General features: G+C 63.9%; 1 protein-coding gene. It reads right to left on the bottom strand.

The genetic code is table 11. The features are described from left to right. Positions 1-33: 33 nt before the first annotated feature. A complete protein-coding gene (locus IC761_RS15305; RefSeq protein WP_195804027.1) occupies positions 34-13596 on the bottom strand; it encodes a filamentous hemagglutinin family protein in 13563 nt (4520 codons plus the stop codon). Between the last annotated feature and the right edge of the window lie 217 nt (positions 13597-13813).

Below are 13813 nucleotides of genomic sequence, written 5' to 3'. Positions count from 1 at the left end.
GGCCCCCCGACCTCTGCTGTCTCGCGCGCGCCGCTACGGCTGCTTTTTCTTCTGGTCGTCAGATTTACCGGAGTCGTCGGATTGGTTGCCCTGACCGTTGCCGGACGAGTTGGAGTCCTGGCCGCCAGTGCCGCCGTAGCCGACCACCTCGACGATGAAGACCGAGGCGCGATCATTGTTACCCCCGGCGGTCGGCGGCTCGGCCGACTTGGCGGCGGCGCCGGCTGTGTTCGAGGCCGCGCTGAGCGCGCCAATGTTCGGCGCCGTGACAGTCGGGATACCGGTGGACGTGCCGCCCACCTGGATGTTGCCGGCATTCACCACCTGCACGGCCGCGATCACCAGATTGCCGGACACCCGGATGCCCGCTTCACCGGCATCGACGGTGCCGCGTGGCGCGAGCAGGAAGGCGTTCGACTCGCTGGCGAGCTTCGAGCTCTGCACCACGGCGATGCCGGCGCCGCTGACGAGGCCGCCAAGATCGACGCTCTGATAGTCGTCGGAGTTGAACGTGACCTGGAGCGGCGGGAACGACAGCGTGGTCTGGGCGCCGCGGCCGGCGTCGAGGTCGCCGTTCGAGCTCCACATCAGGATGTCGCCGCCCTGCTGGGTCATGATGCGGCTCGAATTGACCAGCACGCTCGCGTCGGTGAACGTGTTGATCGCCCCGCCGCCGAGCGTCAGGATGCCGAGATCGTTCGGCTTGAGCAGAGGGTTCGGCTCGAGCGCGAGCGAGCCGACGCGGATGGTGCCGCCCGGACCAAAGATCGAGATGTCGCCGCCGAACCTGGTCTGGATCGTCGCATGCAGCAAATCGAGATCGCCGGTGTGCACCAGCGCGTTGGCGCCGTTGGTGCCGCCGCCGAGCGCGTTCCTGGTGTAGCCGAAGTCCGACGGGAACATGGTGTTGATCGCCTCGTAGCCGCGCTGGTAGTTGCCGGACGTTGCGGTCTGCGCCTTGCCGACGGCCTTGAGCTCTGCAAAGAACACCTTGTCGGCGAAGACATGCTGAAGATCCTTCGGCAAGGACTGGAAGATGCTCCACGCGTCGGAATCGCTGCCGGCCGGCCTGCCGATGCTGACGAGGAAATCCTTCAGCTCGCTGATGTAGTTGTGAGCGACGTCGGAGGCGTTGGCGGGATCGATATAGGTGGCAATCACGCCTGGATGAAAGACGGGCTGATTGGTGGCGGCATCCACCGTGGTATAGCCGTCATAGTTGATGCCGTTGGCGACGCCGAACATCGTGATGATATCGGCGCTGGTGCCCGGCAACTGCTCGTTGCGCTTCCTTGTGCTCGACGTAACGGGACCCAGCAGCGTGACGTCGTACATGCCGCTCGAGCCCTGATTGACATATCGGTTGCCGACCGGCCAGAGACTGGCGTTGCCGATCGCGGCGATGCCTTCCTGATCCAAGGTGAAGGCGCTGCTGTCGCGCGTCACGGGCAGGAACGGCCCGAGGTCGCGCCCGGCCTGCACGACGAGGAAACCAGGACCAGCGATCTGGAGGCCAGGCCCACCGAGGCTGCGTCTGAAGGAGAAGCCTGCAGATACCGTGAGACCTGGAGGCGGTGTTCCGAGGGTTGAAGGCGCCGTGCCGTAATTGTACAGAATGTCACGTCCCGCCTGAATGGTCGTGACGTCGTCTGCAGCAATGTTCTGGGCGATGAGATTGAGATTAAGAATATCACGACCGGCATAGATCTTCGCCGGCCGGTTGAGCTCGACCCTCGAATAGTCAACCAGCGTGGCAGAGGTGACCGTGCCAGCCGGCACGATGCTTGTCGTGGTCGCCACCGCCGAGATGTCGCCCGACACCGCATAGATGCGCGCCGGGTTGGTGTCGTGATCGTCCTGGTGAGCCAGCAATGCGGAACTGGAGGCGCCTGTCATACCGTTATTGGGCTGGTAGGGATCGAATGCCGTATCGAGTAGCGACGGTCCCGCCGAAATGGACGGCCCGGGGGTGGCCAGATTGGTATAGCCGCCGGTCAGATCGATGCTTCCCTGCGCGAGTAGTTCAAACGTGCCATTCTGCGAGCCTGTCAGGACGATTCCGGGCATTGTCGCGGTGGTATTAGTCGCTGAATTGGTCACGAGCCCTTTTGTAGTAATGTCGCCGCCTGCAGCGATGGCGGTGAAGCTCGCCGGGTAGATCAATCCCGTCGTCCAGGCCGTAGTACCGCTTGTCTGCGGCATCGCGATATTCAGATTTCCAGTGGCGGCCAACAGGTTTACCGCGCTGTTGGGGCCGTAGGTGTTCATGAGCAGCGATTGGGTCGAACCCACCCCCCCTTGATTGGCAAATGAGGGCGACTGCAGGTGCAGCTCGGCGGGATTAACGATGCCACTGATCGCCATCGATCCGCCCGAAATCATGCTGATCTGGCCGGTGTCCACCGCGAGCAGTGTGTAATTCGGCGCGGCCGATCCGTCCTTGAGCGTGATCGTCCCGTTCGCATCCACGATGCCGCTGACCTGGATACTCGCGTGTCCCGAGCCTTCGTAATAAGAACCGCCCAGCAGGTTGCGGCCCGCCCGCACCGTCATGTTACCGCTGCCGTAGAGCTGGGTTTGCGGCGTGCTCAGCGAGCTCAACCCTCCGGTGACCCGCCCGGTCGTAGGCAGAGAGACCGAGACGTCGACCAGATCGCGTCCCGCCGTGACGTTGACGTTGCCACCAGCAGACAGAATCCCCTCACGGAAGCTGGCGTACTGGATCCACCAGGCTGTCTGGGATGCAAAGGCCCCTGACGAAGGAGCGAACACGCCGGCGCCCAGTGTTAGGGCACCGGCCGCGTTTGTCACGCCAGCATCAGCGATGAGCCAAGGCGTGTAGTAGGCGTTCGCCAGGGCAGCGATATTGAACAAGTTCGTTGTCGTGACATTCCTGTAGCCTTTGATGTCCTCCTGCGCGATGACCGACACATCACCCGCGGCAACCGGGAACGCTGCAGCGGTCGGTGCACCGTAGACCACTTCCAATCTGCCCGAGGTACTACTGCCATAGCTCATCAGTTGCGGCTCAAGGAATCCATTCGAATCCGTTACATTGCCCGACGCATCATAGGGATTGGCATATCGGGCCGTGTTCACACCTGCAGCATAGATGACGCCCGGAGCGGCAGTATCGGCGAGGCTGACGTCGCGCGCGGCCGCAATCGAAATGCCGCCCGTGCCGGTCCGCACCATGGTCGGCAGATTGAGATTGAGAAGCGGTGCAATGGTTGTGTTGAGGACGTGGCCATTCACGACGACGTCTCCAGCATTACGGCCATTCACGCTTGCGAGCGACTGCATCGCGTTTGGATTGGCGCTTCCCATGTCGGCGCCGGCGGTCAGACGATAAGACCACGAGCCAGGATTGACGATCGCAGCCCAGCCATCCGGCGCGGAATCGGCACCACAATGACTGACGCAGACAAGCAGCGAATGCGGGAACAGATCCGCTTCGTTGAGGTCGACCGCGCTCGCGCTGATGCCATTGGGATTTCCGGTCGTGTTGTACGGCGCGAACGGTGCGGGCAGGTAATTGTTCAGGGTGGAGTTACCGTTGTCGATCGTCCTCCGTGCCGTGGTCGAACCAATATAATTCGAAACGGCGGTCTTGTAGGTACCGTTCAGATAGTCGCCGAACTGGAAGAACCCATCGGAGATCGACGCGTTCACGTTGATGTTGTTGAACGCGCGCAGTGTCAGCGCGCCGGCTTCGACCCCGTAGCTCGGGGCGTCCGCGGTTCCGTAGTTCGCGAGATAGCGGTAGGCAAAATCGACATAGCTGGTGCTGGGGTCGAAGTACTGGAGTCCCGCCAGCGAGCCGGTGTTCGGCTTCAAATTGCCGACCGTGCCGGCTGCGAGATTCCAGTTGCTGGCAACAGTGATGTTGCCGCCGTTGATGGTCGGATCCGGGTTGACCAGGTCGACGCCGGGCCGCAGATGCACCACCGATCCGAGCACGCCGGCGAGCGGCTTGACGATCCGATCCATCGCGCCGCTGAAGCCATAATACTTCACGTCAGTGCTGGTGTTGTAGACGAACTTGCCCTGCACGTATTGTTGCAGCGTCACGGCGGCAAAGGCGCCCGACCCGGTCGCTGCGGCAGTATCCATGTCCGCGTTCACCGCGGCCGCCTGCGTCGCGCCTGCGCCGCCGCCCGAGAACGTCGCCGTGGCGGCGCCGGTGTAGAGCGAGCCTGCATTGGTCACGTTGACGCCGACGACCGTCATCACGGTGCTGGCGAAATCGCTGCTCGAGAGGTGTCCAGTGACGACGAGCTTGCCGTCGCGATAGAACAGGATCGTGGCTGGCGCCCCCGTAAACCCGCTGCCAGCGCCGGTGATCGTGAACGTGGGAACGCCGTTCGCATCCGTCGTCACCGTTCCGGTCGCCGAAGCGCCGCCCGACGCAGCCTGGATCACCACGGTGCCCGCGAAATTGGGATCGAGATGATACCAGCTGCTGGTCGAGGCAATCGCGATGCTCTTCAGCCCCATCACCGCAGTGCCCGTGGCCTGGCCGGCGGTCGTCAACTGCGCACTGGCAAAATCGCTGCCGGTCAGGTGCGCGGTGGCGAGGAGAACACCTTGGCTGTAGAAGCGGATGGTCGCAGGCGCGCCGGTGAAGCCGCTGCCCGGATTGGTGATCGTGAACGTGGGCGTGCCGTTCGCGTCCGTCGTCACGACACCGCTTGCGGCGGTGCCTCCCGTGGGCGCCTCGATCACGACGTCGCCGACGAAGTTGGGGGCGAGCGCATTTTGATACCAGACACTCGACGAAGCGATGGTGATGCTCTTGAGTCCGGTCGAAGTCGTTGCGGGCGCAGAGAAGATCACGTTGGGGACTTCGGTATAGGAGCCCCCGCTGCCGGGAGGCACATAGACCGTGTTGACCTTCACGCTGGTCGCATTCACCGCGCCGCCCGGATCGAGCACGCCGTTCCAGCCGAGCGAGGACGCATCGATGCCGCCCTGGCCGTTGGTGCTGAAGCTGACGAAGGACTCGATCGTCACGTCGCGGGCGCCGGTGATGGTCGAGGCGATCTGCGTGATGTAGACGTCGTTGCCGCCGTCGTTCGGCGCGCGGACCAGGACCGTCCCGCCGCTCAGCCCGCCCTTGGTGCCGCCATGGACGTCGATGCGCGAGCCCGGCTGGAGGTCGATGCCGGCGTTGCTCTTGGTGCCCCAGCCGATCCCGATCGTCACGTCGCCACCGCGCTCGTCGCCGTGCTCGGTGGAGGCGTTGATGACGCCCGTCGACGTCAGCGTGATTTCGTTGGCCGCGTAGAGGTTGACTTGTCCACCCGCCTGCCCGGTGCCGTCGGCGGTCGTCCCCGCATAGCCGCTGGCGTCGATCGTGCCGGCGATGACGAGACGGCCGAAATGCCTGGACGGATCGCTGCTGTCCCAGGTCTGGTCATCCGCCGTGAGCGCAACGGAATTGGCCTTGAGCGTGTGGCCTTCGGACAGCATCAGATCGCCGGTCCTGGTGTGGATGTCGATGGCGCCGGTGAACCCGCCCGCCAGCAGCTTGTCCGCCAGCGGATCGAGCGCGACCCTTGGCGTGTAGGTCGAGCTGACCTGAAGACTGTTGGTGTCGATCAGGAAGCTGCCGCCAAGACCGTTGCCGCCCTTGCCGTGGAGATCCCCGAGCAGGGTCGCCTGACCGGCGGTCGCAAGAATCTGGATCTGCCCGCCATAGCCCAGTCCGTCAACAGGCTGCGCTACATCGATCACGCTGGCATCGTTGCCCTTGCTCAGGTCGGTGGCACCGACCGTCACGATATTGCCGGCATCGGCCTTCAGCACGACCTTGCCGCCGGACAGGTACGTCGTGGTGTCGACCAGGTTCTTGGCGTAGCCGCGCGCCGACAGATAGGCGTTGTTGCCGAGCGTCACGTCTCCGGTCGTTGCCTCCAGCGTGATCGTACCGGACTGCGCCTGGATGATGCTGCCCGCGCGCTGCTGGCCCTGATCGTCCACAAAGCCGCCAACGCTGATGCTCTTGCCCTGGACCAACAGGCTGCCGCCGGTGTCACTGCTGTCCGTGGGCGGATTGATCGGCAGTGGTTTGCTGGGATCGAAGATGGCGTTGCCGATGTTGACGGCACCGGAAGTGGTGGCGACGAACGAGCCGCCGCCCTTTGACGTGTTGCCGCCGACCGAAACCAGCGGCGTGATCATCTGGAGACCGACCACATCGGTCGGGAGACCGTTTGTGTCGCTTCCAGTCCCCAGCCTCAGCGTGCCCTGATTGCTAAACAATACGTGCTCGCTGGCCGCGAGGTTTACTTGCGAGTATCCAGCGATCGTCTGGCTGCCCCCGCCAAATACGATGTCGGTCGCGACGATATCGAGGCTCCCACTCACTCCGGCTTGCGCCGATGTGCCAGTCAAGCCGCTGCTGTTGAGCAGCGTCACGGTGCCGCCGACTTGGATCTTGCTATCGCCTCCCGTGCCGGTGACTGCGCGCGCGTCGAGCGTCAGCCCCTGCATCGCCGTCTGGATCAGATCGGAGCCATAGAACGTGATGTCGCCTGCGACTGCCGCAAGCGTCAGGTTCTTCACGGTTGCAAGCTGGGCCAGATTGGCGTCGCTGAGGATGACGCCGTCGCTCGTGCTCGCCCCGATCCCGATGCTGCGTCCTGCGATCTTTGCCTGGCCCGCGTTGATGGTGGCAGCGGGCAGGTTCGGGTTGCCCGCAACCGGCTTGTTGAGCACGATGCTGTTCGTGCTCGCCGTCGCCTGCATGAACAGGTTGTTGGTCGTGATCTGCGCACCGGCACTGATCTCGACGTGACCGACATTGCCCCCCGGCAAAGTGACCGCGGCCGGACCGCTGCTGCCATCGGCGCTGCGCACCGGGAAGAAACCACCCAGCGTCGTGAACTGGATCGTCAGCGGCGATCCCGACGGGCCGGCGACAGACATCGTCGAATCCTGAGACGCGACAAAGAGCGCGCCAAGGCCCTGGCTGGAATAGCTCGACAACACGTCCGTGGGCGGGTTGTTACCGTAGCCCACACCCGGAACGCCGATGGGAATTTTGTTGATATCGGCGCCCGTGATAACGGTGCCGGTGGAATCCAGCGTTCCGCCGAGAGCCGTCGCCACTTGCTGCGCCGTGGTGGTGCTGCTCGCATTCGAGCCGACATAGAAGTTGCGTCCCACGCCGGTATGAACATTCCCGGTGGTCTTGATGACGCTGCCAGTGGCGATCGAAATCGTGCTGGTCCCCGTCGGCGCATTGGCGGTGAACTGGGACGTGCCGTCGAACCAGGTGCCGTTGACGTTGACCTGGAACGACGACGAGACAGTCTGTTGCGTCGTGCCGAGCGGGGTCGTCACGAGCATGATCTCGGGAAGCGACAACCCGCCGGTCTGCGTCGCCGGATCGACAGGCGTGTCCACCACGACGTCGGAGGCGGTTCCCGTGATCAGCGTACCCTTCGCCGTATCGCTGCGCAGGCCGCCGATCAGGACGCTTTCGAAGCTCGACAGCTGGTCGCTCGCAACGACGACATAGCCGGCGGCCGTAAATGGCTGCGGATCAACGCTGGGGCTCAGCACGGCGAGCTTGCTCGCCGAAATATCGAGCTCGCCGCCGCGGCCGCCGGCAGCCGGCGCGCTCAACTCGGTTGCGGCGAGGATGAGCTGCTGCTGCGCAATCACTGCGATGCGACCGGCGTCGACGGGAAGCCGGGGGATCGCAACGCCATCGTGATTGGCCTTGTCGATGAAGTAGCTGTTTGCGCTGCTGAAGCTGTATTCGCTGTATTGCTGCCATACCGAGCTGCTTTGGACCGCGAACAGCTCACTCCCCGACGCGTAGGCTCCCGGCCGCACCGATTGGGTATAGTGTCCCGTCACCAGCACGGTCCCGTCGGGCAAGGTCGTGCCCGACGCGACGTTGCGTCCGAGATTGCTGCCATAATCGACCACGCGCAGCGCGCCCGGCAAGGTCGCGTAGTGCCCGGGGTAGAGCGTGTAGGTGCCAGCCGGCACGCCGGTGCTGCCGTCGAGATAGATCTGCTGTCCCGCCAGCGGATAGGCATCGCCCGCCTTGACCGTCTGACCGCCATCGAGGCTGCGCGCGGTGGTAAAGTGGATATCGAAGGCCGCGACCGGATTGTTGCCGGACGGAACGAGCGCGTAGACGGTCTGGCCCGAAGGAGTCGTGGCGAGCGTGTCGCGCGAGCCGCCTTTGCCCTGGATCCACTCCGACGCCTGAAGGTCGCCGCCGCCGCGCGTATCGATCGTTGCGCCCTGCTTGACCGCAACGCCGCTCGCATTGAGCACAAGCCCTTTCGAAGGCAGCACCGGCTCCGTACCGCTTGCCGCAGCCAGGATGGGATGAAGACTGGCGTTGTAATACCAATTCACGCCGTCGAGCGTTTCGCCGTAGGGCACGACGGTGCCGGCGAGCGTGACGGAGGTCAGGCTGCCAGGCTCGAGCGTCACGGACGTTGTCTGAATCTTCAACGTGTTACCGGTCGCGGTGCCGTCATCGCCGAGTGTGATCTTGCCGAGCGGAGCGAAGATATTGCCGTCCTGATCGATGGTCGCCGCATAGACGCTGAGCGAGCCGCCGGCCGACAGGGGAATGTCGCTGCGTCCGCCGGCGGTGGACTGGAACGTGACGTTACCCGTGGTCTGAATGGTGAAGTCGACATCCGAGACAGGGTAGATTCGCTGGGCGTCGAGGACGAGGTTGGCGCCGCCTGCGGCGATCTGGCCGGTAAATCTCGCAGCGTCGCTCGAGGTGCCGCCCGACGAAAACCCGTCAGCGACCTTCGGGGTGCTCAGACGGATGTCGCCCGCACTCTTCAGCTCGATGTCGTTGAAGCCGGCGAAGGCGGCGTTTTCGACGTCGATCGTCTTCGCGATGATGACGTCCGACGAGGGATCGCCGGCCCTGGTGCGCTCGAAGCCGAGATAGAGCGAGCTGCCGGCCGTGCTGCTGGCGCCGCCACCACCGGTCAGCAGCATATAGGGTGCCGCCAGCGTGACCGTGCTGCCTGATGTCGTCGAGCTGATCGTGTTGGCCGCGATGTAGAGGCGGGACAGGCCGTTGTCGGACGTCCAGGTGACGGAGCCCGAGATCGACAACGCGCTCAGCGACGGGGGGGCGATGGCATAGGTATTTCCCGACAGACCCGTGAAGATTCGCGCAGGTCCGTTCTGCGCGGTGCCGCTGTAGAGGAAGACGTTTTCGAAAGCGCTCAGCCGATCGACCGCGGCAAATATCGAGGACGACGTGCCCGACGCCGATGCGAGCTGATTGACGAGAGAACTCGAATTGCTGGCGAGGTTGGCAAGCGTCGCCGGACCGGCCGCAAGGATTCCGGACAGCGCAGCCGAGATATTGGTCGAATCCTGTTGCAGCAGCATCGCGCCGCCGCCGAGCATGATGGTGCCGCCATTGGCCAGCGGCGTCTTGCCGTCGGCCGACATCACCTGCGTTCCATCGGCCGAGCGACCACCCTTGGCCACGAACGTGCCGCCCCAAACGAACGAGGCCGCATCGATCTTGACGGTGCCGGCGTCGCTCCAGGACTGGGACGTGACCGAGTTGCCGCTGGCGTCCTGGGCCTGGATCGACGTGGCGTAGCCGGATACGTCGACCACGGCACCCTGCTCGGCGACGACATAAGTGCCGGACGGGACAGCACCGGGGGTGTAGGTGTTGGCGAGATTGCCGACCTGAACGTTCGGCGCGGCGGCTTCGATGGTGAAGGAGCCACCGCCGAGGACCGTACCGCTGACGGTCTGGCCCTTCGGCTGCCCATAGCGCGAGTTGGCCACGAATGTTCCGGAGACGTCGACCTTGGCCTGAGGTCCAAGCCAGGTCTTCTGCGCGTTCACCACGACCGTGCCGGCATGATCGATCACGCTGCCGCGCAACAGGACGTTCTGGGCCGCCTGCTCCCGGAGCGGAGTCGACAATAAGTAGTTCGGAATGCCGCCAAAGCTGATCTTGGCCCCCGGATCGGTCGCGATCACGGCGCCGGTGTCGAGCAGGATGTTGTCGGATTTCAGCGTGAAGTCGACCGACTTGCGCTGATCGTCAGGCAACCGCGCAAAGCCTGCGACATTCGCGATCTTGCTACCGGTGCCGACAGCACTGTAGTCGGCAAGGCTCGCGAGGTTCTGCTGCTGGAGCGTCAGATTCACCCCTGCGGCTACCGTGATCACCGAGCTTGTGCCGGTCCAGCCGTCGGGCGTCGACTCGATCACATAGGCGCCAAATCCTCCGTCCGTCAGCCGGGAGGCTGCGAGCGTGACCGGCGTCAGGCCCGCGCCGGTCGAGGTCACAATGCCGGAGCTCGCGTCTGCATGCGCGGTGCTGTCGATCGTGATCGTCTTCGCGGCACCCAGCGTCAGCGTGCCGTTACGCTCGAAGCCATAGGCCCGCAGCGTACCATCGAGCTGGAGTTGAGCGACGTTGCCGCTGCTCGGCCTCGGAGGTCCCCCGCTGCCGTTGAGTGGGTCAACAAACTCGCTTCCTTGATTAGTGAGCAGCGAAATGCTGCCGCCACGCCCCGCCAAGACTCCCGTCGAGGCGGTCTTGGCAACCCCGGTCGAGGAAATGTATCCGCCGCTCGAGGCATCCAGCAGCGATCCCTGCGCGAGCAGAATGCTGCCGGTCGTGTCGATGGTTCCGTTGCTGCTCTTGTTCGTCGCAATTGAAATCGAACCGCCGTCGATGTATCCTGGACCGCCCATCGCGGTTCCGAACCGGCCGGTGTCGTTGACCCAGCGGCCGCTGACGTCGAGCGCGCCCTCGACGAAGACATCGGCCTTGCCGGATACGGTCTGCGCCCGCTGGAATAAGGGATTGCCTGTGATGCCAAACGTATAGGCGTCGGTCACCAGACTGATCTGGCCGCCCGCCACCCTGATATTTCCTGCGATGCTGATCGCGCTGCCGGTCGTCGCCGAGAACGTTCCGCCGGCCGCCAGATTGAGGTCGGGCAGTCCCGCTGCGTCGTTCGCTGCATTGTGCGTGACCAGCAGATCGTTGCTGTTGACTTGCAGCAGGCTGAGACCGTAGCTCGACAGCGTCGGGGCCGACAGGACGGTCTGGTGCGTACTGGTCGGGGTGAAATCAGCACCCTTCACAACAGGAGCGCCGGTCTGCCCGATCTGGTTCGTCACTGCCAACTGGTCTGACGCCGCATCCGCGTCGATCACGACGCTGCTCGAGAGATTCAGCGTGAGATATCCCTGCGACGGGAGTTCGTCGCCCTTGGCTTGAGCGGCGGTCACGCCATTCGTCGATGATGGTTTCAGGCCCTGCGAAATTTGCCGCTCGCCCCCCACGGAGCCGAAATACATCTGCCCCTGGAGCTGTGGGCTGACGGTGGTGATGTTGACGCCGCCGGCATCATGCCCCTCGGTATAGCCGGACTGATAGATCTGCGTCGCAGTCGACCAGATCTCCTTGATGCCCCAATGCGAGTGGTCGACCGTGAACTGGCCGGCCAGTCCGATATAAGTCATGTTGGGATCAGCGTTCGCTATGCCATATCTGCGGCCATCGGCCCCGAGCAGGATGCTGGTCGAGACCATGCCCGGCAGATAGGTGACGTTGCCGCCCGCGACATTGATCACCGAGCCAGACTGCGTAATCACTCTTGCTTCGTTGGTCGGAATGTCCGGCGCGGTCCGGTCCGTTTGCAGGCTGACGACGCCCCCGGTCGTCATGAGCTGCTGGATGCTGCGGCCATAGGCGTTGATCGTACCGCTGGCATCGGCCACCGGCGTTCCGACCCATGTCGTGCCGTCGCTGCGCGTCCCGGAGGCGCGGATGTCGATCCACAAGGTCTGACCGTACAGGGCGCCATTTCGTTGGAGCGGCGTATCGGCAAATTCATTGCCGCGCGGCACGAACGGAATGAAATTGTAGCTCGCCGGGAGCACGACGTCCTGCAGCCCTGCGACGTCGATGGTTGCTCCCGACTCCAGCTCGATGCGCTGTGGACCGGTGACGCTTGGTTGGAGCGCGGCGGGGCTATTCTGCGTGCCGAACAGCCTGTACACGTCAGGATTCGTATAGAAGGACGTAGCACCAAGATCGGTGGCACGCAGCGTCACCGTTGCCGAAGGCGCGGATATCAGGCCGCTCGATCCGACCGTGACGGAGCCCTGGGCCGACAGTTCGACATAAGCCGGTGTGAAGGTTTGCACGGTACTGCCGGCGCTGCCGCCCTGCGGCAGGCTGCTCGTCAACGGATCGTCGTAGGGAAGTGAGCTGATCGTGCCTTCGAGGTCAATGCTGGTCGCAGCGCGCAACAGCACCATGCTGTTGCGGGTGATGCCGGTATCCGCCGAGATGACACCGGCCTGGCCGATCGTGATCCGGTCGCCGATCGCCTCGGTGATACCGCGTGGCGTTTCGATCAGACCGTCATTGCTGACGAGTCCCGTCCCCGCAGCATAGTTGTTTGTGATCGGGCCGCTGCCCAGCGCTTGATAAACATCGGCAAACTGGGTGACCTGGAAGTCGGTCCCGCGATAGGTCACACCGCTCGGAAGCACGCTCGACGGCAGTTTCCAGAAGCCTCCGGAGATCAGGTTGATGCTACGGCCCGCGACCAGGGCGACCTCGCCGGCGGGAGCCGCGAGCGAGCCGGAATTCGAGACGTTGCGACCGAACAGATAGATGAAGCCCGGCGAATCCAGATCGACGATGCTGGTCTTGATGGATGCACCGGCCTGAACTGTGACATCACCCCAATGATTGTTCTCAGACGCGTAATTCGGGTCGCCGGGCTGCGACGTGGGCGTAACCGAGAAAGCATTGGGACCATTGATGCCACTGCCGAGGAAGAAGCTGTCGCGCGCGGCTTGGGTCATACCAAGCGCACCGACATCCAGGCTCGAGGCCACCAGGGCGTGAACGTTGACCTGCGCGCCGGCACCGAAGATGATGCCGTTCCGATTGATGACGTAGACGCCGCCAAGCGCGCTCATCTGACCCAGGATCTGCGTCGGGGACCCGGTCGGATCGGTCACGCGGTTCAGCACGGTCCAATCGGAGGACTGCTGCTCGAACTTCAAGGTCGTGTTGCGGCCGATGTTGAAGGTCTGCCAGTTCAGGATCGCCTTTGACTGCGTCTGGGTGATGTCGACCGTGTACTGCCCGTCGTTGAGTGTCTGGGTGAAGGTCGTGTTGGCGTTCTGCCAGGCGGACGGGGTGTTGAGCTGAAGGGTCGAGCAGGACGCACCGCAGGCATTCTGCGTCACGCCGCCAAGCGGCATCAGGCCGCCGGTGACGACGCCGTTGACGGTTGATTTGCCGACCGCTGCTGCCGCCGCGTCCTGCTGCGCCTGGCGCGCCGCCGCAAGTGCGGCCGCCGCACGCGCCAGCGAGACTTGCGCCTGCGCTCCCGCACTTGCCGCCTGCTGTGCAGCAAGTCCTGCAGCAACCTGCGCCGCAGTGGCCGGGGCAACCGAAGAATTGCTCGAATTGAGATTGCGTGCCTGCGCCTGATGGTTGATCAGCCAGGGCAGCAGCGCCGTCGAGGTGAGCAGCGCGGCCCGGAGGCTCCGCCAGCGAAACGAGAAGGCAGAAGGCTTCAGATCGATATTCACCGGCACACTCCAGCGGCATGGGGGCGTTGCTTGGGGCGGCCAAGGGACCGCACCGGCCGTTTCCCGGCCGCCGCTGAGAGCACGCAACGTGCCTCCGGGTATCACATATATTGTTACATGTATATGATATTTAACTAACGTTTAACGATATTGGTGATCGGAACCGACGCGTGTCATTCATAGGTTTCGTGGATGCGGTTTCAGGGAACAAAAAAAC

The sequence above is a fragment of the Bradyrhizobium commune genome, assembly GCF_015624505.1.
Lineage (GTDB): Bacteria > Pseudomonadota > Alphaproteobacteria > Rhizobiales > Xanthobacteraceae > Bradyrhizobium > Bradyrhizobium commune.
This window is presented reverse-complemented; position numbering and strand designations above follow the sequence as displayed.